The organism is Alteromonas sp. 1_MG-2023 (assembly GCF_030547075.1).
Classification (GTDB): Bacteria; Pseudomonadota; Gammaproteobacteria; order Enterobacterales; family Alteromonadaceae; genus Alteromonas.
The window spans coordinates 78,372-101,271 of record NZ_JAUOQH010000003.1 but is presented as its reverse complement, the minus strand read 5'-3'; the positions used below and the strand labels follow the sequence as shown (position 1 = coordinate 101,271).

General features: G+C 42.9%; 17 protein-coding genes and 5 tRNA genes. 13 read left to right on the top strand and 9 right to left on the bottom strand.

The annotated features are described in order from the left end of the window. Window positions 1–70 precede the first annotated feature (70 nt). From Q4561_RS04140 to folD, 6 genes are all read right to left on the bottom strand, one after another. On the bottom strand, window positions 71–1,135 hold the full coding sequence (locus tag Q4561_RS04140; RefSeq protein WP_303457783.1) for a phospholipase A: 1,065 nt from the start codon (window positions 1,133–1,135) through the stop codon (window positions 71–73). Between the two features lie 43 nt (window positions 1,136–1,178). After that, a complete protein-coding gene (locus Q4561_RS04135; RefSeq protein ID WP_303457781.1) occupies window positions 1,179–2,024 on the bottom strand; it encodes an MBL fold metallo-hydrolase in 846 nt (281 codons plus the stop codon). Window positions 2,025–2,115: 91 nt separating this feature from the next. Next, window positions 2,116–3,780 carry a proline--tRNA ligase gene (locus Q4561_RS04130; RefSeq protein ID WP_303457779.1) on the bottom strand — a complete coding sequence of 555 codons (1,665 nt, stop codon included), beginning with the start codon at window positions 3,778–3,780 and terminating at the stop codon, window positions 2,116–2,118. A gap of 85 nt (window positions 3,781–3,865) precedes the next feature. Then, window positions 3,866–4,588: a tRNA (N6-threonylcarbamoyladenosine(37)-N6)-methyltransferase TrmO gene (gene tsaA / locus Q4561_RS04125; RefSeq protein ID WP_303457778.1), complete on the bottom strand. Its 723-nt coding sequence runs from the start codon at window positions 4,586–4,588 to the stop codon at window positions 3,866–3,868. Between the two features lie 191 nt (window positions 4,589–4,779). Further along, complete coding sequence (locus Q4561_RS04120) at window positions 4,780–5,328, bottom strand: DUF1415 domain-containing protein (protein WP_303457777.1); 549 nt, start codon at window positions 5,326–5,328, stop codon at window positions 4,780–4,782. Between the two features lie 9 nt (window positions 5,329–5,337). Next, entirely contained in the window at window positions 5,338–6,192 is an 855-nt protein-coding gene (gene folD / locus Q4561_RS04115; RefSeq protein ID WP_303457776.1) for a bifunctional methylenetetrahydrofolate dehydrogenase/methenyltetrahydrofolate cyclohydrolase FolD, read from the bottom strand. 431 nt (window positions 6,193–6,623) lie between these two features. On the opposite strand from folD, the gene Q4561_RS04110 reads away from it, so the two are divergent. The 11 genes from Q4561_RS04110 (at window position 6,624) to Q4561_RS04060 (ending at window position 16,423) form a co-directional block, all read left to right on the top strand. After that, window positions 6,624–6,700: transfer RNA gene (locus tag Q4561_RS04110), tRNA-Pro, on the top strand. Window positions 6,701–6,725: 25 nt separating this feature from the next. Further along, window positions 6,726–6,802 (top strand) — tRNA-Arg (locus Q4561_RS04105). 98 nt (window positions 6,803–6,900) lie between these two features. Beyond that, a tRNA-His gene (locus tag Q4561_RS04100) sits at window positions 6,901–6,976 on the top strand. 7 nt (window positions 6,977–6,983) lie between these two features. Beyond that, window positions 6,984–7,068, top strand: a tRNA-Leu gene (locus Q4561_RS04095). A 69-nt stretch (window positions 7,069–7,137) separates the two neighbouring features. Then, window positions 7,138–7,214: transfer RNA gene (locus Q4561_RS04090), tRNA-Pro, on the top strand. 311 nt (window positions 7,215–7,525) lie between these two features. Further along, complete coding sequence (gene tig, locus Q4561_RS04085) at window positions 7,526–8,830, top strand: trigger factor (RefSeq protein WP_013783303.1); 1,305 nt, start codon at window positions 7,526–7,528, stop codon at window positions 8,828–8,830. Window positions 8,831–8,928: 98 nt separating this feature from the next. Next, window positions 8,929–9,558, top strand: coding sequence for an ATP-dependent Clp endopeptidase proteolytic subunit ClpP (clpP, locus tag Q4561_RS04080; protein WP_013783304.1), 630 nt, complete (start codon window positions 8,929–8,931; stop codon window positions 9,556–9,558). 78 nt (window positions 9,559–9,636) lie between these two features. After that, window positions 9,637–10,914: an ATP-dependent protease ATP-binding subunit ClpX gene (clpX, locus tag Q4561_RS04075; protein ID WP_303457774.1), complete on the top strand. Its 1,278-nt coding sequence runs from the start codon at window positions 9,637–9,639 to the stop codon at window positions 10,912–10,914. Between the two features lie 398 nt (window positions 10,915–11,312). After that, complete coding sequence (gene lon, locus Q4561_RS04070) at window positions 11,313–13,667, top strand: endopeptidase La (protein WP_303457773.1); 2,355 nt, start codon at window positions 11,313–11,315, stop codon at window positions 13,665–13,667. Window positions 13,668–13,970: 303 nt separating this feature from the next. Further along, on the top strand, window positions 13,971–14,243 hold the full coding sequence (hupB, locus tag Q4561_RS04065) for a nucleoid-associated protein HU-beta (protein ID WP_012518978.1): 273 nt from the start codon (window positions 13,971–13,973) through the stop codon (window positions 14,241–14,243). Between the two features lie 287 nt (window positions 14,244–14,530). Continuing rightward, window positions 14,531–16,423 (top strand): SurA N-terminal domain-containing protein, encoded by a 1,893-nt coding sequence (locus tag Q4561_RS04060; RefSeq protein WP_303457772.1) that lies wholly within the window; start codon window positions 14,531–14,533, stop codon window positions 16,421–16,423. A gap of 747 nt (window positions 16,424–17,170) precedes the next feature. On the opposite strand, the gene Q4561_RS04055 is transcribed toward Q4561_RS04060, so the two are convergent. From Q4561_RS04055 to Q4561_RS04045, 3 genes are all read right to left on the bottom strand, one after another. After that, window positions 17,171–18,907, bottom strand: coding sequence for a lysophospholipid acyltransferase family protein (locus Q4561_RS04055; protein ID WP_303457771.1), 1,737 nt, complete (start codon window positions 18,905–18,907; stop codon window positions 17,171–17,173). Between the two features lie 128 nt (window positions 18,908–19,035). After that, window positions 19,036–19,836 carry a UDP-2,3-diacylglucosamine diphosphatase gene (locus Q4561_RS04050; protein WP_211070579.1) on the bottom strand — a complete coding sequence of 267 codons (801 nt, stop codon included), beginning with the start codon at window positions 19,834–19,836 and terminating at the stop codon, window positions 19,036–19,038. Window positions 19,837–19,951: 115 nt separating this feature from the next. After that, window positions 19,952–20,854: a LysR family transcriptional regulator gene (locus Q4561_RS04045; RefSeq protein WP_303457769.1), complete on the bottom strand. Its 903-nt coding sequence runs from the start codon at window positions 20,852–20,854 to the stop codon at window positions 19,952–19,954. A gap of 228 nt (window positions 20,855–21,082) precedes the next feature. On the opposite strand from Q4561_RS04045, the gene Q4561_RS04040 reads away from it, so the two are divergent. After that, window positions 21,083–22,000: a bile acid:sodium symporter family protein gene (locus Q4561_RS04040; RefSeq protein ID WP_303457767.1), complete on the top strand. Its 918-nt coding sequence runs from the start codon at window positions 21,083–21,085 to the stop codon at window positions 21,998–22,000. A gap of 29 nt (window positions 22,001–22,029) precedes the next feature. Next, on the top strand, window positions 22,030–22,899 hold the full coding sequence (locus Q4561_RS04035; protein ID WP_303457766.1) for an SDR family oxidoreductase: 870 nt from the start codon (window positions 22,030–22,032) through the stop codon (window positions 22,897–22,899). The last annotated feature ends 1 nt before the right edge of the window (window position 22,900 follow it).

Here is a 22,900-nt window from a genome sequence, read left to right as displayed (position 1 = left end):
GCAGTGCGTTTGACTAAAAAAGGCCTACTGAATGAGGCCTTTTATTAACAAAAAATAGCTTAGTCAAATGCTATAAGAACAATAGCTGAAAGCCTAGACCAACTCGCTCTTGCGAACGGTTATAGTCAATCAAAGAGTCACCGTAGCCGTTAAAGTATTGAAAAAGTAGCTCGTAACGGTCGGTAAGTGGGTAGGTTAAATCAACTTGAATACTACCTCGGTTATTGCCTAAGTTAAGGTTGTTACGCAAAAGTGCCATTACTTTAAAATTACCAAGCTTTCTTCCGTAACCAAACTCCATGCGGCCGTAATAATTTTCGATATCTGGGTTATCGTCACCGGTGGCATCAAGTGGATCGTCTTTCTCGTCTTCAGGTATACGATACCAAGTTTTAAGATAATAAATGTCGTCTTGATCGCTAAAGACCACTGAAGCAAAGATACGATTCCAACTTCTAGAACTCAATCCACTTTGCCCGTTAGACATATGGTTGAACCCCAGTTGGAAGGTATTAAATTTATACCCTAAAACAGAGTAGTCAGCGGTTTCTTGCCAAAATATCTCAGGCTCGTAATTAGTTTCTCTAAAGGGTTTAGATACTTCGCTATTATATAATTGCCAAAATGATGTCAGTGTGAAGCCAAGATAAATACCGTCAAACCCAGTATCTTCTAAATACAGTGGCAGTTTCACGCTTACTTGAAACTTAGCTTCTTTTTTGTCTACGTTTTCTTCCGTGAGCTCATCATTACCATTCGAGTTAGGGTTGGTAATATAAGTCATTGGAAGCAAGTAATTTTGCCTGTGCTGGGTGATAGCAAAGACATTATCGATAGCTTCTTTATCGCCTTCAAGACGGTTATCGAGGGCGCTTTCAGTAGTTGTATCTCGCTTGATGATATCGATAATTTCGATATCACTTTCTTGATTTTCAGGAGCTTGATTTTCAGGCGCTAGATCTTCAGAAGCTTGCTCTTCACTTTCTTGTTCTGTAGGTGCAAGCTCTTCTTGTACCGTCTCTTTTTGCAGATCTTCGTTCTGCACAGATTTGCTCTGTACAGGCTCTTGGGCATAAGTATTTACGCTGCACAGGCTGACTGCAACCAATAATAGAAATGGTTTAAACACTGACACTGGTGTTCTCCGTTGAGTAGGAATCTTGTTATATATGATTTATTTACTTAGTGAAATCCAGTGACTGGCCTTCAGCCGATGCAAATATAGTCAGGTTCGATTCTGCAATAGTGATATATTCCATGCAATGTTCGACCACCTTATCAATATCCTGATCAGTGCGATCTGGATCATGACTATATAACGCTAAATGTTTTGCGTTGCTTGCCATTGCAAGTTTAACCGCCTCTTCAGCAATAGAATGTCCCCATCCTGTTTTGGCAGGCATATCTGACAACATATATTGTGCATCATGAATGATCATATCTGCATTACGGGCAAAATCTACAAAAGTCAAAAAATCTGTTTCTTTCTTATAAGGCGGATAGAGCTCATTATCAGTAATGTACGCGACTTTAACGCCGTGTTCTTCAATACTGTATGCACTGCCTTTCCCTGGGTGGTTGATGGCTATTCTACGTATAATAGCGTTACCAATTTCCCAAATGTCTTGTTCAGGGGGGATCACGGTTAAATGAATATTAGATTGCAATGCACTAATGGGTACTGGAAAAGTAGAACCTTCCATTTGTTTCAAAATTTTATCGTACTCAGGCAAGGTCGTTTGGCCTGGGTAGATATAGATATCTCTACCTTTTTGAAATATAGGACTAAAGAACGGAAAACCTTGTATATGATCCCAGTGGTTATGACTGAGTAACAAGTGAACGGGGCTATCTTTAGCGCGAAGTTTGTTTCCCAACATCCTAATGCCCGTTCCCGAATCAAGTACGATATCAGTACCATCGGCTAATTCGATATGAACACATGCGGTATTACCACCATAACGTGCAAAGGCTTCCCCTGGAGTGGGAATAGAGCCCCTCACGCCGTAAAATGTTAACCGCATATGTTCACCGTTTTTTTATTTTTCTAGCTAACTACCAATACAACATGCAATGCAAAAATTACTAATATTTATCTTTCAATAATAGACAAAGTTATAAACTAGCAACAAAGTCTTTAGCAGAATTTAAATCTAGTAGCTGCTTGTCACCTGTACGGCGATTTTTATACTCAATTTGCTGATTATCAAGGTTTCTTTCCCCGATAACAATGCTGTGAGGTATGCCAATCAATTCCATGTCATTAAACATTACACCTGGACGCTCTTTACGATCGTCAAACAACACGTCGATACCCATAGCAATGAGTTCTTCGTATAGCGCCTCAGCGGCCTCTTTAATACGGTGAGATTTGTGCATATTCATCGGAATCAGTGCAATTTTAAATGGCGCAATAGGATCAGGCCACATAATGCCGTATTTATCATGGTTTTGTTCAATAGCTGCCGCAACAATACGTGAAACGCCAATTCCATAACATCCCATGGTTAGGGTTTGATGCTTGCCAGTTTCGCTCAATACACCACAATTCATCGCTTCTGAGTATTTGCTACCCAATTGGAAAATGTGGCCCACTTCAATACCGCGCTTTATTTCAATAGTGCCATTGCCGTCTGGTGAAGCGTCACCAGCCACAATGTTACGTAAATCAGCTGTTTGTAAATCGACAGTCCAGTTTGCATTTTTCGTGATTTGGCCATTTTCGCCGGCACCACATATGAAATCGGCAAGTGCAGCGGCACTAAAATCGACATGCATTGGCAATGTAATATCATTAGGGTTAACGAAAGCAGGGTGAGCGCCTAAAATTTCAGTGGCTTTTTCTTCACTTGCTATAACAAGCGGACTGGCTACGCCAGCTACTTTTTCTGCTTTAACATCGTTAAGCGCGTGTTCTGCGCGCAATACTAATACTACCCATTGTTCGGTTGTACTTTCTTCCTCTGTTTCGCCTTTAACAACATAAATGCTAAGCGCGCTATCAGAATCTTTGCCACTTAGTACTTCAGCTGCTGCGCCTGAAGCTTGTTGTTTTTCTGGCATTGCCGTTGCAGCCATTTCAACGTTTGCGGCGTAGTCGCTGTCACTCGCAAAGGCAATTGCATCTTCACCAGACTCGGCAAGTACGTGGAACTCATGGGAATGGTTTCCACCAATTGAACCCGAGTCGGCAATAACAGCACGGTAGTCTAAGCCCATGCGGTTAAAGATATTGCCATAGGCTTCATACATTGTTTGGTACGTTTTATCTAAACACGTATCGTCTAAGTGGAAGCTGTAAGCATCTTTCATGGTGAATTCACGACCACGCATAATGCCAAAACGAGGGCGTACTTCATCACGGAATTTAGTTTGAATTTGATAAAGATTGATAGGCAGTTGTTTGTAACTACTGATTTCGTTTCTGACTAACGATGTGATCACTTCTTCATGTGTAGGACCTAGCACAAAGTCTCGCTGGTGGCGGTCTTTAATGCGCAGTAATTCTGGGCCGTATTCTTCCCAACGACCAGACTCTTCCCACAAATCAGCAGGTTGAACCACGGGCATTAACACTTCTACACCGCCTGCTTTGTTCATTTCTTCACGAACGATGTTTGCCACTTTATTCAGCACGCGAAGCCCGGTAGGCAACCATGTGTAAAGGCCTGAAGCCAGTTTTCTTATCATACCAGCACGTAACATTAACTGGTGGCTGATAACCTCAGCGTCGGCCGGAGTTTCTTTCTGCGTGGCAAGTAAATATTGACTAGTGCGCATTCGAAGCGGTCTTCCTATAACTATGAAAAATACAATTGGGCGTATTCTAATTAACTGTGAGCAATAGTGCTACAACCACGTGCGTCTAAAGCGCGTTAATCCCAACAACGTCGACTACACCATTTTTTACCGTGAAGGCAAAATCATAGTTATACAGTGTAGTATGGTAAGTTTTTTCATCACTTAATAGTTTATGACGATAAGCGGGGCGGGGGTCTTGAGCCAGCACCGCGGTTAGTAATGTGGGCAGGTCGGGATGCTGTGCCGCGGCTTCTTGCAACAAGTCTTGCACGAGCGGGTTAATTGTCACATCTAAGTTGGGGATAGGGGCCGCATGTGTCAGTTCTGCCATACTATCTGATGCATGTGGAAGCGCATCGGCATAGGGCAAATAAGGCTTAATATCGATAATGGGCGTGCCATCCAACAAATCTACCCCTTCAACATTCAAGGTAAGCTTTCCATCCACCGTTTCAGAACCTAAATTTTTCACGGCCGACATGCCTATACCGTTCGGGCGATGTGTACTTCTTGAGGCAAACACCCCAAGCGTTGCATTGCCGCCTAAACGAGGGGCTTTAACTGAAGGTTTCCAGCCTTTGTCTAAATTTTCATGGAATAGAAAAAGTAGCCATACATGACTAAATACTTCTAAACCTTTAAAGACACGAGGGTCATCAAAGTCCGGCGCTAACACGATTTGTCCCTTCGCCTTGGCTAAATTAGGTTGTCGGGGAATGGCAAACTTTTGTTTAAACGGTGTTTGTATATGGCCGATGGCACAAAGGGGGAACTGATCAAGGGTCATTACCGCAAAATCCCATTTGCATAGCGCACTGTCATAAAATTCTCACATAGTTTACGTAGAGTACGGGTTCAAGTTTAAAACCTTGAGCCAATTACGGACATCTGGGGCGGCCGTATTTGGCATCCCTGGACCCAATCAAACCCTTTGGCCTGTATGCTTACAGGCCATTTTTGTTTTTAGCAAGCTAGTGCCTATTTAAGGTCTCGCATTTCACCCAATGCTTTTTCGAAGTAGGGACAGCCCAACTCATTGGCTTTGGCAATGTTATGAGTATAAATCTTCTCTGCATCATCTTCATTTTTCATATAGCGGGCAATATCGCGCTCACGAATTAGGTGAAGTAGAGGATAAGGGGAACGGTTCGTATAATTAGCTACGCTATCTTTCGCTTCACCATCGAATTGGTACTTTGGATGAAAGCTGGCGAGTTGATACACGCCCGTATACCCCCAATCAGATAGCATGCGATCACAAATAGCCAATACATCTAAGTAATCATCAAATGAAACCATAGCGCTTGATGGCGCTATGATAAGAGTAGTGGCTATATCGTCTTGTTCGTCTAAACGTTTGCATTCATCGAAAAGTGAGGCAATAACATCGCCTGCATCCCCATTAACCACGACACAGTGAATTTGGCCAGGTTGGCGAACAAAACCAGCAAAGGGGCAAAAATTGTGGTTGATGACAATGTCATCAACCCAACGCATAGTGGCTTCAATAAGATGTGTATCGTTCACGATTTCAACTTAAGAGTGGTATTTAACGTAAGCTTCTAGGGTGTTTTCAATCAAGCTTGCGACTGTCATGGGGCCTACGCCGCCAGGAACAGGCGTTATCCAACCAGCACGTTCTTTGGCGCGCGCAAAATCCACATCACCCACTAATGAGCCATCGCTTACTCGGTTGATGCCCACATCAATTACAATAGCGCCAGATTTAATCCAGTCACCAGGAATAAAGTTGGGCTTACCCACCGCAACCACAAGAAGGTCCGCACGGCTTACATGGGCTTTTAAATCTTGCGTGAATTTATGACAGGTCGTGACGGTGCAACCTGCCAACAGTAGTTCTAAGCTCATAGGACGACCCACAATATTAGAAGCTCCCACAATAACTGCATCTAAACCTTTAACGGGGCGCTTAGTGGCCTCAATCATGGTCATGATACCTTTGGGTGTACATGGGCGAAGCGCGGGAATACGTTGCGCCAACCTCCCTATATTATACGGGTGAAAACCATCTACATCTTTGTGGGGATGAATACGCTCTAATACTTTCTCTGCATTTAAACCCGCAGGTAAAGGCAGTTGTACTAATATGCCATCTATTTCGTTGTCTTCATTTAGTTTATCAACAAGCGCTAACAACTCACTCTCTGTTGTATCTGCGGGTAAATCGAATGAACGAGACACAAAACCTACCTCATCACAGGCTTTACGTTTATTCGAAACATAAACTTGAGAGGCTGCATCGCTACCGACTAGCACAACGGCTAACCCAGGTTGACGTTTCTTTGCATCAATAAGTGAATCAACATAGGAAGCAACATGCTGGCGAACTTGTTTGGCAATTAATTTGCCGTCAATTAAATGAGCTGTCATAGAAGTGATTATAATGTGTGGTCATTAAGTGCTAATTATTGTTTCATAAAACAGCATGTGGCGACCAGTAGAAACATGTAATTACTGTAAAACATGAAAAGTTTAAAGAAATTTTTCTGTTATTACCCCTTATTATCCTCTGTATAAGGTGAATTCTGACAAATAATGAAAATAGTTAAGGTCGTACGTGATTGTTTTTAACTGTGTGTCATCTTAAGAGTCATCTTTAAACTACCTCTAGTTTTTCAGTTTACCCACGTTTTTTCGTTTGAAAAATGCCCAAAGTGCTCAAAAAAGCACATTTATGGGCGCTTTATGAGCGGTTGAATATTTTATTTAAAAAAGTGTTTGACGAGGTGGGGTCTTGTCAGTAATATTCGCACCCCGTAACGGCACAGACGCAAATTGCTTCAAACGTATCGTTACGCAGTCGGTGAGTGGCGCAGCTTGGTAGCGCACTTGTTTTGGGTACAAGGGGTCGTAGGTTCAAATCCTATCTCACCGACCATTTTTTGCAAGCGAAGATTCGCCGAGCGTCCGTAGCTCAGCTGGATAGAGCAACGGCCTTCTAAGCCGTGGGTCGCAGGTTCGAATCCTGCCGGACGCGCCATGCGAGTCAGGTAGGACCTGATTCGGATTAGTCGAATTTTCAAAGGTAAACATGTACTATCAATTCAACATGTTTATTTTATTGCAAGCACCTCAGTGGTGGGCGTAGCTCAGTTGGTAGAGCCCCGGATTGTGATTCCGGTTGTCGTGGGTTCGAGCCCCATCGTCCACCCCACTTTTTCGCGGGAGTGGTGGAATTGGTAGACACGCTGGATTTAGGTTCCAGTGCTTCACGGCGTGAGAGTTCAAGTCTCTCCTTCCGCACCATATTTTAAGCTTTTTTTTTACAAAAGCTGTTGTAAGTGCTTTCTTTAGCGCGATTGTAAGTAATATTGTCGGTGAGTGGCGCAGCTTGGTAGCGCACTTGTTTTGGGTACAAGGGGTCGTAGGTTCAAATCCTATCTCACCGACCATTTACTCTCTTCCTTAGTATATTTCTTTAAATAAATTCCTTATTTCCATCCGTTTGCACACTTATCATTCAAAAGCGTGTTACAAACTTGTGTTTCCCTCTCGACTCTCGTTCTCTGCGACTGTATACTACGGCGTCTTTTTTTAACTCGTATGTTTGTAACAAATACGCGATTAACACAGTATTGTGTGGTGTTTTGTTAGTGCAAACGTCGGAAACGACCTCTACCCCGGTGTGATATGTCATATAGGCATGACGGGAGAGGGGATTGAGAACAAAGCGCTTAGATAAGCGTAAAGTTGAGGTAATATAATGCAAGTTTCAGTCGAGACGACCCAGGGTTTAGAACGCCGTCTTACTATCACCGTTCCAGCTGACGCTATTGATTCAGCTGTTAAATCTCGCCTACAGCAATTGGCGAAAACGCAACGAATCAACGGTTTCCGCCCAGGCAAGGTACCAGTAAGCGTAATCAAAAAGCGTTTCGGCCAAGCAGTGCGTCAAGAAATTGCTGGTGATGTGATGCAGCAAAACTTCTACCAGGCTATCGTTCAAGAAAAAATTCAACCAGCTGGTATGCCTAACTTTGAACTGACTAAAGATGAAGATGGTCAGGACTTGGAATTTGTCGCTTCTTTTGAAGTGTATCCAGAAGTAGAAGTTAAAGGCATCAACGATATTGAAATCGAAAAGCCAGTAGTAGAAATTACTGACGAAGATCTTGATAACATGATGGTGACTTTGCAGAAGCAACATGCTTCTTGGAAAGAAGTTAAACGTAAAGCGAAGAAAGACGATAAAGTTGTTATCGATTTCGTTGGCTCTATCGACGGTGAAGAATTTGAAGGCGGCAAAGCTGAAGATTTCGAACTAGAATTAGGTCAAGATCGCATGATCCCAGGTTTCGAAAAGCCACTTGTTGGCGCGAAAGCGGGTGAAGAAGTAACAGTTGAAGTTGCTTTCCCTGAAGATTACCACGCAGAAAACCTTAAAGGTAAAGATGCGGTATTCCAAGTAACAGTGAAAAAAGTAGAAGGCCAGTCACTTCCTAAAGTTGACGAAGAGTTCGCTACATTATTCGGTGTTCAGGAAGGTGGTGTTGATGCGCTTAAAGCTGAAGTTCGTAAGAACATGCAACGTGAGCTAGATCAAACACTTAAAACTCAGGTTAAAGAAGACGTTATTGCTAAATTGGTTGACGCTAACGAGCTTGATATTCCTCAAGCACTTATCGACCAAGAAGTTAACGCTTTACGTGAGCAAGCTAAACAACGTTTCAGCCAACAGGGCGGTGGTCAAAACCTTCCAGAGTTGCCGGCTGAATTATTTACCGATAATGCCAAGCGTCGTGTTTCAATTGGCCTATTATTAGGTGAAGTAATTAAGCAAAACGAACTTAAAGCAGACGAAGCAAAAGTAAACGAGATGATCGAAACTGCTGCTTCTGCGTATGAAGACCCTCAAGAAGTTGTAGAATACTACAACAACAACCAAGAGCTTATGCAGCAAATGCAAAATGTTGCACTAGAAGAGCAGGCGGTTGAATGGGTACTTGAGCAAGCTAAAGTTACCGAAGTAACTAAAGCTTTTGACGAGGTTATGAACAAACAGGCGTAATTTTTTACTGTCTGATTGACTTCACCTGTCAGCAACTGCTTAAATGCTCGGAGCCTTCCGAGCATTTTTGTTTTTAACGCTAGATAATCAAGGTAGCTATGACTAATACCCCATTTGATCCAATGAATGCACTTGTTCCTATGGTAGTTGAACAAACTTCCAAAGGTGAACGTTCGTACGACATCTATTCTCGTCTACTAAAAGAAAATGTTATTTTCTTAGTAGGGCAGGTAGAAGACCACATGGCCAACCTGATTGTGGCTCAAATGCTATTTTTGGAAGCTGAAAATCCAGAAAAAGACATTTTCCTTTATATCAATTCACCTGGCGGTTCTGTAACTGCGGGTATGGCAATTTACGACACCATGAATTTCATCAAGCCAGACGTAAGCACGGTATGTGTGGGTCAAGCGGCTAGCATGGGTGCGTTTTTGCTATCAGGTGGTGCTAAAGGTAAGCGTTACTGTTTACCGAACTCTCGCGTGATGATTCACCAACCTTTAGGTGGTTTCCAAGGTCAAGCATCAGATTTTGAAATTCATGCGAAAGAAATCCTGTCTATTAAAGAGAAGTTGAACCGTTTAATGGCACAACACACTGGACAAGATTACGAAAAAGTTGCCCACGATACCGATCGTGACAACTTTCTTAGTGCAACCGAAGCCAAAGAATATGGCCTTATCGACCAAGTTATGACAAATCGATCTGACGCGGCTGCAACTAAGTAGTATAGTTATATATAGTAGACCTGAACTAGTGCTTGGCACGATTTGGTTTTCGGTTCAGGCAAGGCAGAGGCAATAGTAATGAGTGATAAACAAAGCGGTGACGGTGATAACAAGTTACTGTACTGCTCGTTTTGTGGCAAAAGCCAACACGAAGTAAGAAAGTTAATAGCAGGCCCGTCGGTATTTATTTGCGACGAGTGTGTTGAGTTATGTAACGATATCATTCGCGAAGAAATCAAGGAAATCGCGCCTAAGCAAAAGCAGGATGCTTTACCAAAGCCAAATGAAATCCATGCACACTTAGATGACTACGTTATTGGTCAAGAGCATGCTAAAAAAGTGTTGTCTGTAGCGGTATATAACCACTACAAACGCTTGCGTAACGGTGATGTTCATGACGGTGTAGAGCTTGGTAAGAGTAATATCTTACTTATTGGACCTACTGGTAGTGGTAAAACACTGTTAGCCGAGACGCTTGCCCGTTTGCTTGACGTTCCTTTCACAATGGCAGATGCAACGACATTAACCGAAGCCGGTTATGTAGGTGAAGATGTTGAAAATATCATTCAAAAGCTTCTGCAAAAATGTGATTACGACGTTGAAAAAGCCCAGCGTGGCATTGTTTACATTGATGAAATTGATAAAATTTCGCGTAAGTCAGATAACCCATCTATTACTCGTGATGTATCGGGTGAAGGTGTACAGCAAGCATTGCTTAAGCTTATTGAAGGTACTGTTGCTTCAGTGCCTCCACAAGGTGGTCGCAAGCATCCACAGCAAGAGTTTTTGCAGGTAGATACCTCTAAAATTCTGTTTATCTGTGGTGGTGCATTTGCAGGTTTAGATAAGGTTATTGAGCAACGTGCGCAAAAAGGCACGGGTATTGGATTTGGTGCGTCTGTAAAGTCTAAATCTGAAAATACTGCGCAAATAAGCGAGTTGTTCAAGCAGGTAGAACCACAAGACTTGGTTAAATACGGGTTAATTCCTGAGTTTATCGGTCGTTTACCTGTGGTAACTAGCCTTGAAGAGTTGAATGAAGAAGCCTTGATTCAAATTCTTAAAGAGCCTAAGAATGCGATTACGAAGCAGTACTCAGCATTATTTGATATGGAAGATGTGGAACTTGAGTTCCGCGACGACGCACTGCATGCTATCGCCAAAAAGGCGATGGATCGTAAAACCGGTGCCCGTGGTCTTCGTTCAATTGTTGAAGCTGTTTTGCTTGATACCATGTACGAATTACCGTCTGCGGTAGACGTAAGTAAAGTAGTTATTGATGAAACTGTCATTCGCGGCGAATCAAAACCTATTTTAATTTACGACAATACAGATAAGAAAGCGGCTTCTGAGTAAGCGGTTTTACTTTCAAAAAAAGGTCCTTCGGGGCCTTTTTTGTTTTCTAGCAACAGAAAATTACTTTCTGATATATTCCAAGTTAACCGCCAAATTGTCATCAGTTTCCAATACACACTCGAAAAATTGAATTCTTAGACGGTGCTAATAGCGCTTCCTTTTTACTATGATCTTTTCATATAAAGCAGTCAGTTTGCATGTTATTTGAGCAAATGAACCGGTTTAACCTATCCTTTCTGATAGATTCGCCAACTAACTGTTGCCATACGGTCTAAAATCGATAATGGTAAAGAAAAGCAGGGAAAGCAGCGAATTCTACGTAGATTAAGAATGTTTTATTTGAACTTTGCGCTAGCATCCCCATATCAATCGACAATGCTAACTAATAGAGAACACGTATGACAGTTGAGCGAGAAAATCGCATTGAAATTCCTGTGCTTGCCTTAAGGGACGTGGTTGTTTATCCGCATATGGTCATACCCTTATTCGTAGGGCGAGAAAAATCAATTCGTTGCCTTGAAGCGGCAATGGAAAACGAGAAACAGATTTTCTTAGTTGCCCAGAAAGACGCCAGTGTAGATGAACCCGATGCTGACGATATTTATTCCGTTGGTACTATTGCCACTATCCTGCAACTTTTAAAACTGCCTGACGGCACGGTTAAAGTACTCGTTGAAGGCAGTGTGCGCGGTGAAGTAGAAAAGTACGAGCAATCAGAGCCGTTCTTTGTTGCTAACGTCAACAAAATTGAAGATGGTGCCATTGATGAGAGTGAGCAGGAAGTGCTTATTCGTTCAGCCGTATCTCAGTTTGAAGGTTACGTTAAGCTAAATAAGAAAATACCGCCTGAAGTGCTTACATCGCTTAATGGTATTGAAGATGCTGCACGTTTAGCAGATACCATGGCTGCCCACATGCCGCTTAAACTCACCGAAAAACAGAAAGTGCTAGAAATGAAAGGGGTGAACGAACGCCTTGAGTATTTAATGGCCTTGATGGAAGGTGAAATCGATTTGTTACAGGTCGAGAAGAAAATTCGTACCCGTGTTAAAAAACAAATGGAAAAAAGCCAGCGTGAGTATTATTTGAATGAGCAAATGAAAGCCATTCAAAAAGAACTTGGCGAACTAGATGATGCACCCGATGAATTTGAAGCGTTAGCGAAAAAGATTGAAGACGCGAAAATGCCGCAAGAAGCTTTAGACAAAGCTAAGTCTGAACTTCAAAAGCTTAAGATGATGTCGCCCATGTCGGCAGAAGCAACGGTATTGCGTAGCTACATTGAGTGGCTAACCAATGTGCCGTGGAACAAGCGTTCACCGGTGAAAAAAGATCTATCGCGCGCTGAAGTGGTTTTAAATGAAGACCATTACGGCTTAGAGAAAGTTAAAGAACGTATCTTAGAATATCTTGCTGTTCAACAGCGAGTTAAGAAGCTTAAAGGGCCTATCTTGTGTCTTGTTGGGCCTCCTGGTGTAGGTAAAACTTCTTTAGGCCAATCTGTTGCTAAAGCGACAGGGCGTAAGTATGTACGTATGGCGTTAGGCGGCGTACGTGATGAAGCTGAGATTCGTGGACATAGACGTACCTATATTGGTTCGTTGCCCGGTAAGCTAGTGCAAAAGATGGCGAAAGTTGGCGTTAAGAACCCACTTTTCCTATTAGATGAAATTGATAAAATGTCGTCTGATATGCGCGGTGACCCAGCATCTGCATTGCTTGAAGTTCTTGATCCTGAGCAGAACAATAGTTTCAGCGATCACTACTTAGAGGTGGATTACGACCTATCTGACGTCATGTTTGTGGCTACCTCGAATAGCATGAATATTCCAGGCCCATTACTGGATCGTATGGAAGTTATTCGTCTTTCTGGTTATACCGAAGACGAAAAGCTAAACATCGCGACACGCCACTTGCTGAGTAAACAAATGGAACGCAACGGTCTTAAGTCTAAAGAACTTGAGATCACCGAGTCGGCCATTATTGGCATGATTCGCTACTACACCCGTGAAGCCGGTGTGCGAAGTTTAGAGCGTGAAATTTCTAAGGTATGCCGTAAAGCGGTTAAAGATATTTTGCTCAATAAGAGCAAAGACAAAGTGTCTGTTACCCAAGATAACCTTAAAGATTACTTAGGTGTGCAGCGTTTTGACTACGGTAAAGCAGATAAAGATAACCAAATTGGCCAAGTTACTGGATTAGCATGGACACAGGTAGGCGGTGATTTACTGACTATCGAAACCACGTCGGTACCTGGTAAAGGCAAAATGACATCAACAGGCTCCCTTGGTGATGTTATGCAGGAATCAATTAAAGCTGCCATGACCGTAGTACGTAGCCGCGCTGAGAAGCTGCGCATTAACGAAGATTTCTACGAAAAACGTGATATTCATGTACACGTGCCTGAAGGTGCTACACCTAAAGATGGCCCAAGTGCGGGTATCGCGATGTGTACTGCGTTAGTGTCATCATTAACAGGTAACCCTGTGAAATGTGATGTGGCAATGACTGGCGAAATAACCTTGCGCGGTGAAGTGTTGGCCATTGGTGGCTTGAAAGAAAAACTACTCGCTGCACACCGTGGTGGAATTAAAACGGTGGTTATTCCAGCAGAAAATGAACGTGATTTGGAAGAAATTCCAGAAAATGTGAAAAAAGATTTGTCAATTCACCCTGTAAAGTGGATAGATGATGTGCTTGATATTGCACTTCAAGAGCCAGTAGAGTCTTTTGAGGTTGCAACTAAAAGCTAAAAAAGCTGGCTGCATGTCTTAATTTTAAAGGCTTGCAGCCTTAATTTTGTAATAATTGATTAAAAAGTATGCATACCCGCGTCAATTCGCCGATTTTTTTCAAAATAGGGCTTTCTTGTCGCAGAAGTTGTGATACCTTTAATTTGTATTCGCTTGAAGCCTTGCCACAAAAGGGATTGCAGCGATTCAATAAAAGTTAATTAATTGTGACAGATGCTTGATGTTCAGAATCAAGCTTGCTATAACGTTCAATCAAATCGTTTTGGACAAACAGTATAATAACAATCGAAGGGGATAAAAATAGTGAACAAGTCTCAACTTATCGACCAAATTGCTGCTGGCGCAGATATTTCAAAAGCAGCTGCCGGCCGCGCTCTAGATGCATTTACTGACTCAGTAACTGCTGCACTTAAAGACGGTGACCAAGTGGCATTAGTCGGTTTCGGTACTTTCTCAGTACGTGAGCGCTCTGCTCGTAGTGGTCGTAACCCACAAACTGGTGAGACTATTCAGATTTCAGCAGCGAAAGTTCCATCTTTCAAAGCTGGCAAAGCTCTGAAAGACGCTTGTAACTAAGCAAAACTTGCAAGAAAAAGGCGATGGCTTATGCCATCGCCTTTTTTATTTGTAACGCCGAATTTATCATTTCCCACTATTTTCTCTATCTTGAACTTAGCGCAACTGCGTATTGTGCACGTCGCTACAGATTACTTGAAAAATAGAAGGATTAGTTTTTGTTAAGCCGTTTATCTTCACGGGTATTAGGTTATAATCACCGCTTATTTTTTGCCGAGTTAATTAGTGTAGGTATTGTCCAACGCTAGGCGGGCAAGTGTAGTAAGCAACGGAGTTGAAGAACAATCATGCTAGAAAGAATCAGAGAAGGTTCTCAAGGCCCTTGGGCAATGGCGATTATTGCCCTTATCGTATTGAGTTTCGTGTTTGCTGGTGTAGGAAGTTACCTGACGTCTTCAGGTACTACGGCAGTAGCAACAGTTAACGGCGAAGAAATTTCTGCTCAGGAATTAGAACGCGGTTATCAGAACCAACGGGCACAGATGGAATCACAATTTGGCGATAGCATTGCCCAGTTGTTTTCAAGTGAACAGTATTTAAGTGACTTTCGTCGCAACGTGTTAGATAGATTGATTGCTGAGAAACTCATTCAGCAACAGGCACAGGAAATGGGCTTGCGTGTTAGCGATGCGCAAATTCGTGAAACTATCGTACAAATGCCAGAGTTCCAGTTCGGTGGTCAGTTCGACAACGACCGCTTCCAAACCATTTTGCGTCAAAACGGTTTTCAGGTTGCTGACTTCCGTGACTATCTACGTATTCAAATGACGCAGAACCAATTGGCTGCAGCGTTAACGAATTCAGAGTTCGCGCTACCAGGTGAAGCTGAGCGTGCCAATGCACTTCAACTTCAAACCCGTGATGCTAAATACGTCATGATCGATTCTGATTCTTTTGCTGATTCGGTAGAACTAACAGAGGATGACATTGCTGAGTACTATAACGCCAACATCGCTGCATTCGATACTGAAGAGCAAATTAAGCTTGCCTATGTATCGCTAACGGTAGATGACGTTAAAAGCCGCGTAAGTGTTGATGACGACGCTGTGCGCGCCTATTACGACAATAACCTTAGCGGTTATGGCAAAGAAGAAGAGCGTCGAGTATCGCATATTCTTATTGAAGCGGGCGATGACGCTGATGCAGCAAAAGCGAAAACTCAAGCGCTATTAGACCAACTGAACGACGGTGCTGATTTTGCTGAGTTAGCTGAAAGTAGTTCAGATGACACTTTTTCAGCTGAAAATGGTGGTGATTTAGACTTTATCACACCAGGAATGATGGATGATGCCTTTGATGAAGCAGTGTTTAGCTTAGCAAACGTAGGCGACTATACAGACGTGGTTGAAACCGAGTTCGGTTTTCACATCATTAAACTGACTGAACTTAAAGAAGCGCAAGTTCAAGCATTTGAAGACGTAGAACCAGAGATTCGCGAGACATTGCTAACTGACAAAGCATTAGAAGAATTCTTCGAGTTGCAAAACATCATGGCTGAAATTGCATTTGAAGTGCCTGATACATTAGAAGATGTGGCCAACGCGGTTGATTTGTCAGTTCAAGAAACGGGCTTGTTTAGCCGCAATACGGTACCTGTTGATCTAAGTTCACCAGCACTGACTGACGTGGCGTTTTCTTCAGAACTTATTGATGAAGGCGTAAACAGTGACATTATCGAATTAGATGATGAAACCGTTGTGGTTGTGCGTGTTGTAGAACATTTACCACAGCGTACGCAAGCGTTAGACGAAGTTCGTGAAGGTATTGTAGCGACTGTTAAAGCGCAAAAATCGCAAGAAGCAGCTGAAAGCTGGGCTGCGGGTGTTGTTGATTCACTGAAACAAGGCGAAAGTGTAGAGTCAACATTAGCGGAAAAATCGCTAAGCTGGGAAACTGCTGATGCAGTTGCTAGAAGTGGTAGTACGCTTAATCGCAGTATCGTAGATAAATTGTTTACCTTATCTAGCGAAGCTGAAGAGCGCGTAGATGTGGTAGCAACCGTTAATGGCGACGTGGCCATTGTTGAGCTAGTAAAAGTGAACAGTGCGCCTGCGCTAAGTGCTGAGATGTCAGAAAGTCTGAAGCCTCGTTTAGCACAAATGCAAGGTCAACGTGTTTACCAACAGTTCATTGAAGCGTTACGTGCTGATGCCGATGTGACGGTGTCTGAAAGCCTTTAGTATTACTGGGCTTACTGTTTAGGGCTGGCGAGAATATAAGCGGGCTGAAACGTAAAACTATTATGTTTTAGTCCTAGCGCTCGTTTTATTTATTCTTAACGGTAAGCCAAAAATACGCAAAAAAGCCAGTGTTGAACAAGCGATGTTGTTATCGCCTCGCCAACACTGGCTTTTTTTGTGGGCGTTTGTCTTTAATAAGTAAAAGTACTAATGCGTGAGAAAAAGCATGAGAGCGTAAAAAGCCGCAATAACACTCGACAATACCAGTATGTAAGTAAAACCTTGCTTACCCTGCGCTAGGGAATAGCTATTCAGCCTTAAGTAGCCAAACCACAATAACGACAAGATAAGTGGTATTAGTACAATAATCTTTAGCAAAACTCGACCTCGCGTTGTATCGGTAAAGGGGCATTACACTATGTTACATTATGTGTAGTGCAGTAGCTTTTAGTAGTAAGTTAATTCCACTGCATGAGCCCACTGCATGATGATAAGTTTAACAATAACCTATGACTCTAACTATATATGAGTAGAGTCTAGAAAGGGAATACAGTTTAGCCTGTGGGTTATTTAAATGCTCGGGGCGCATAGATATCGGCGCTTTTACTAACAATTTGGTATGAGGGAGTGCGCGTATTGAGTTTAATGTGCGCTACGCATGGCAATTTAACCGCGACAGCCTAGTTAAATTGCTAGCCAGTACTATGGCGGCGTAAATGGCGTCGATATTCCATTAAACCTTTAAATTTACGCCGACTTCTTTAGTTCAGGCTTTAATTGGGTTGCCCCTAAATAACGCTCCTTTTTCTTTGGCGTTAGCGCTTCTAAATCGACCACTACCAAGCCATCTATGCAGTCGTTAAAATCGGGATCTACATTAAAATCGAGGAAGGCCACTCCACCAGTCTTCGATAGTTCACTGTATTGTTTGTATAAAGTTGGGACATTAACCCCCATATTAGCGAGTAAATGCTTTAACTGGGTAAACTCAGATTTATAGTCTTTACCGGTAAAAGTATACAAGGCGTCTTGTGACATTTGATAAGAGCGTTTCGACTTAGCTTGGCCAAATTTGGCCGGGAAGTAAATGGAGTAAAACTGTACTATCAAATCTTTAGCTGGCTGAGGATAAGCGTTGCTTAATGATACTGCCCCAAACATATATCGGTACTTCGGGTAACGATTTAAAAAAGCACCAATGCCCACCCATAGATAATCTAGGCTGCGTTTACCCCAATAGCAGGGTTGCACAAAACTTCTACCCAGCTCCAATCCAGCACCAAACATGACGGCGTTACTGTCATCGGTACCATAATCGAACAAGGTGGCTGAATATAACCCCGTAGGGTGGTCTTGTTGACTCAGTATTTCCGCATCACCAAATCGATAAGCGCCTACAATTTCTAAATTACTCTCATCCCACAAAATCAAATGATAATAGTGGGTGTCGTATTGGTCTATGTCTCGGCGTTTATTCGTGCCTTCGCCCACTGCCCGAAACGCAATTTCTCTCAAGCGACCAATTTCACGCATAATCGGCGAGCAATTTTTATGTTGGTATAAATATATCGACTGACCATCACTGGTGTGGCCTAAGTGTTCACATTGCTTCATTGCACGGGATAGCTCTTTTCTGTCTTCCGGCATGGCCACAGGGGCTTGGGTGTCGAAAATACCTTTCTTGTTGCTGCCAATTCGATATAAGTGGCGCTTAAATAGTTTCACCTGATCTTTAAGCGCTATGCTGGTTTGTTGGTAAGATTCAAAGGGAATAAGCTCACCTATTCGCATAGGAAGGTGTTTCTTGCGTTGCTTAAACATTTCTTTTACCAGCAGCGCAGTGGCTAAGGGTTTGTATACCATAGACACCCCATAAAACAGCGGGCTATTTTTGGCATCAATATAAACCGGAAGAATAGGGGATTTGGCTTGTCGGGCGATGCGCAAAAAACCGGAATGCCAAAGCGTATCTCTTACACCTTGAGGTCGTAGTCGTGACACTTCCCCTGCGGGAAAGATTAAAATGGCGCCGTCTGAACGCAAGTGGTCTTGTATAGCATTTAAATGCTGCTTCGGCGTACCGCCTTGCATATTATTGACTGGCAGTAACATATCGTGCAAAGGCTCAATGGCCATGAGCATTTGGTTCGCGACTACTTTTAAATCGTGACGAACTTCACTCACCAGCTTGATTAACGCAAGGGCGTCTAGTGAGCCGATAGGGTGATTGGCAATAATCACCACGCGCCCTTGTGATGGAATACGCTCTTTCTCTACGTCGCGGGTAGAGTAGCTAATATTGAAGTATTCAAGCACCTGCTCTACAAAGTCGATATCTTCATAGTGGGGGTAGGTTTCGCCGAACTCTATTATTTCTCGTTCATGCAAAAGGTGGCGCAGCACAAACGATAAAGACCTAAACAATAAGGGGTTGTTAGCCACTTGGGGATAGTGTTTATTTAGTACTTCATCAACGGTAAACATAGTCTTTCTCGGTTTTTGCGAACAATAGCAGGGGAATGTGACGTTTTTCACACAGTTTGATGTCAGTTATCTGACAATGGAGAGACCCGCGTTCCGTGCATTATTAAACGCGGGTTTAAGTGCTATGCTTATGCTGCTTTTGATGGTGAATTTTTCACTTTCAATGGGGTAACGTTATCTGCGTTGTTCATGGTCTCAAGGGAATAAATCAGGGATAGGTTTCCATTTTCGTCTTCACCCAACGCAGTACAGTTTTCCATCCAATCACCGTCGTTAATGTAGTGGATGCCATTTTCCATTGTGCTTTCAGGGTGATGAATATGACCGCAAATTACGCCATCAAGCCCCATTTCTGCGGCACGAGAACAACAAGCCTCTCGGTAGCGAGCAATTGCTTCATTAGCGCCTTTGATGTGCTTTTTAATGTAACCTGCAAGTGACCAGTACTCACGTTTACGCCAACTACGAAAACGATTGAACTCACGATTTAAAAACAGCAGTAGGTCGTAACCTTTATCACCAATCCACGCATGGAATTTACCCATAGTGACATCGCCATCAAATTGATCGCCATGTAACACAAGGTAACGTTTGCCTTGAGCAGTGGTATGCACAAGTTGACGTTCAATTTCGATATCACCAAAAGCCATGCCTGAGTATGACTGAATGGGTTCGTCGTGATTACCTGGGAGGTAAACAACGCGAGTGCCATCTTGGCTCATGGCCATTAGCTTATGCATAACTTGATTGTGCGCTTGTGGCCAACGAAACTGTTTTGTCATTTGCCACATATCGACAATGTCACCAACCAAATATAGGGTGTCGACAGTGACGCTGTTTAAAAACGAAAGTAGGTATTCAGCTTTGCAATCACGATTGCCAAGATGAATGTCAGAAAGCCAAAGTGTGCGGTAATGTGTTTTTTTCATAGCAAGGTCCCAAAGCGATTGCCTTGGAACGCCACTATATGCAGGTTAATTGACAAAATAGTGACGCTTGTTTGACGATAGTGTTACAGCTAGCTTTTCTACGAGACCCTCGCTCTTATAAAAGCTCATCGGCTAACGCCAGTAACTTCTCTCGCATCCACTTATTCACTAAATCCTCATCAGCTTGCTTGTGCCAATACATGTGAATAGGCATAAGTGGCACATCAAAAGGCAGTGTGGTAACGGCAACTGGCAGGTTGCTAGTAACCTGCTGTGCATAACGACTTGGTACGGTAAGTAATAAATCTGATTTACTGACTACACTTGCGGCAGCGAAGTAATGTTCGCACTGAAGGGCAAATTGTCGCGTGGCGTTTTGTTTTGCCAGCGCCAAATCTACCGTATCTAATCGAGAGTCTTTCAAAGTAACCAGAACGTGAGATGCTGCTACATAATTGGCTAGCGTTTTATCTTTTAAAATGGGGTGTTCTTTCGAACAGATAAGCACGAAATGCTCGTCGCATACCAGTGTTGAACGAATATCAGGGCCTGTAGGCACCAATGCATCGATAACAATATCCAGTTCTTTATTGGCAAGGGCGGTTTCAAGTTCAGGGCGGGTAACCCGCCTGCTAGTTACGGTAATATTTGCTGCATTTTGCAAAAGCTCGGGAATAAGTGTGGGTAGAAAGGTGGACTCAAGAATGTCTCTTAACCCTAACCTTATTTCTCTTTTATAGCGGCTGATATCAAAGTCGATAGGATCTGACAGCGTAGACTCTAAGTGCGAGAGGGCTTCTTTTACCGGTTGAATGATAGATTGGCATAACGGGGTTGGTACCATCCGCCGGCTATGGCGCACGAATAGTTCGTCATCAAATTTTTCTCGTAAACGTGACATTGCATGACTCACGGCCGGTTGCGTTAAATGCAAAGCTTTAGCGGCCGCAGTAATACTCTCTTCTTCATACACGGCTTTAAGTACGAAAAACAAATTAAGGTCTATCTTTCCATGCATTGTATTTATGAAACTCCATAAAGAACTATCACTTTTATTAATTTTTAATGAGGTTACACTGGGTAGGATGTTAATGAAAGGATATAATAGTGAGTTTTAAACGTTAATCTTTACATCGAGCGATACGATAAAAATTCAAGCGTATAAGAAATAGCGGCTAGGACGGCGTTTCGCGCATTTGAAGTTCATAAGTTTGACCATTTCAACTAACAATAACAAAGGGCATATATGCAGGCCTCGATTTTTACCGAAATACTTCTCCCACTGGCTTTGGCTTTCGTGATGTTTGGTATGGGTCTTACGTTAACGGTAGCCGATTTCACCCGTCTGCTTAAAGCGCCTAAAGCCATCGTAGTGGGGCTGGGGGGGCAAACCGTATTGCTACCCTTATTAGCGTTTGGCTTGTGCATGGCATTTTCTCTTCATCCTGCAATGGCCATAGGTATTATGATTTTATCAGCGTGTCCTGGTGGCACGATGAGTAACTTAATAAGTCATATTGGGCGAGCAAACCTTGCGTTATCTGTGAGCTTAACAGCACTATCTACGTTCATTTGCGTATTCTCAACGCCTTTTATAATCCACTATTCCATGGACTATTTCGCTGGAGAGAACGCACCTTCATTTTCCATTGTTACTACCGTTGTCGGCTTGGTGTGTGTGTCTATCGTGCCTGTCATCATTGGTATGGCAATACGACACTTCAAACCCACCTTTTCTATTAAGGTAGAGGGCTTTTTTAGAACGTTTTCATTGTGGTTCATGATTGCCATGATCATCGGCATATTAATTAGTGAGCGGGCGAATTTAATGGCGTCTTTAGAGGAGGCCTTGCTAGTGTGTTTGGCCCTGAATATTTCAGCAGTGGTATTGGGCCTTATTTTAGCTTTTGCCTTTAAGTTGTCGAATATTGATGGCATTACAATGGCCATTGAAGTGGGTGTGCAAAACGCAGCGCTGGCCATGTTAATTTGTATTACCTTCTTAAACTCTCCTGAATTTGCCGTGGCGGCTGGGGTTTACGGGTTAACCATGTATGCGGGCCCTGGGCTTTTAGCGGTATGGTCGAAGCGCCTGAAAAATGCCACTAAAAGCGCTGATGACGATGAAGGTAAGGACAAACCACTTGATACTCAAAAAGCCTAAGCTTAGCGCTAACAATAAGAGCAAAACACATGAGTTCTAAAACAAGTCATAAAAAAACAAACGATAAAGAAAAACGCATTCTTATTACCGGTGGCGCCACGGGACTAGGTCAAGCCATAGCACTTGCGTTAAGTAACGAGCACAGTAAAAGCGGCGAACAATTGAAAATTTGTATCGCTGACATCCATGAGGAGCGAGGGCTTGAAACGCTTGCCCTACTAACAGAAAAGGGTACAGAGGCTTTCTATCAACCCTGTGACATTACCCAAGATGATGATGTCGCCAATTTGGTTAGCGCTATAGAAGCACGATGGGGCGGTGTTGATGTCGTGTTCAACAACGCAGGTGTCGCGTCTGGCGGTAGTTTAAGTGATGAAAGTATTGCCCAGTGGAAATGGATTTTCGATATTAACCTGCTAGGCATGGTGCGTGTCAGCAAGGCTATATTGCCGTTATTTAAAGCGCAGGGGGCGGGCTATTTTGTGAATATAGCGTCGCAAGCAGGGCTAACCCCTATTCCCTACATGAACAGTTATAACGCAGTGAAGGCGGCGGTAGTCTCACTGTCTGAAACCATGAAGCTAGAGCTTGCCCCCGATAATATCGATGTGAGTGTGGTGTGCCCTAGTTTTTTTAAAACTAACCTTGAAGAGTCGATGCGAAGCGATAACCCCGCCATGCATAAAATGATGGCGCGGTTTTTTAAAAAAGCAGATATGACCAAAGAAGAGGTGGCGCAAAGTATTTGTGATCAGGTTACCCAAAAGCGGTTTCTAATCCTTACCCACAAACTAGGTAAGCGGGCATTTTTGATGAAAAAACTACTACCCACCCAAACCTATATTAATAACATGCTAAAGCAAACCAAAGCGATGAAACGTGCAATGGAAAGACGGTAAC

Bases quoted from the DNA above. Each gene is read 5' to 3' on its own strand.
- clpP (WP_013783304.1), top strand. From the start codon at position 8,929: ATGACTAATACCCCATTTGATCCAATGAATGCACTTGTTCCTATGGTA.
- Q4561_RS04045 (WP_303457769.1), bottom strand. From the start codon at position 20,854: ATGCATGGAAAGATAGACCTTAATTTGTTTTTCGTACTTAAAGCCGTG.
- Q4561_RS04040 (WP_303457767.1), top strand. From the start codon at position 21,083: ATGCAGGCCTCGATTTTTACCGAAATACTTCTCCCACTGGCTTTGGCT.
- lon (WP_303457773.1), top strand. From the start codon at position 11,313: ATGACAGTTGAGCGAGAAAATCGCATTGAAATTCCTGTGCTTGCCTTA.
- clpX (WP_303457774.1), top strand. From the start codon at position 9,637: ATGAGTGATAAACAAAGCGGTGACGGTGATAACAAGTTACTGTACTGC.
- tig (WP_013783303.1), top strand. From the start codon at position 7,526: ATGCAAGTTTCAGTCGAGACGACCCAGGGTTTAGAACGCCGTCTTACT.
- folD (WP_303457776.1), bottom strand. From the start codon at position 6,192: ATGACAGCTCATTTAATTGACGGCAAATTAATTGCCAAACAAGTTCGC.
- Q4561_RS04135 (WP_303457781.1), bottom strand. From the start codon at position 2,024: ATGCGGTTAACATTTTACGGCGTGAGGGGCTCTATTCCCACTCCAGGG.
- Q4561_RS04055 (WP_303457771.1), bottom strand. From the start codon at position 18,907: ATGTTTACCGTTGATGAAGTACTAAATAAACACTATCCCCAAGTGGCT.
- Q4561_RS04130 (WP_303457779.1), bottom strand. From the start codon at position 3,780: ATGCGCACTAGTCAATATTTACTTGCCACGCAGAAAGAAACTCCGGCC.
- Q4561_RS04035 (WP_303457766.1), top strand. From the start codon at position 22,030: ATGAGTTCTAAAACAAGTCATAAAAAAACAAACGATAAAGAAAAACGC.
- Q4561_RS04050 (WP_211070579.1), bottom strand. From the start codon at position 19,836: ATGAAAAAAACACATTACCGCACACTTTGGCTTTCTGACATTCATCTT.
- tsaA (WP_303457778.1), bottom strand. From the start codon at position 4,588: ATGACCCTTGATCAGTTCCCCCTTTGTGCCATCGGCCATATACAAACA.
- Q4561_RS04060 (WP_303457772.1), top strand. From the start codon at position 14,531: ATGCTAGAAAGAATCAGAGAAGGTTCTCAAGGCCCTTGGGCAATGGCG.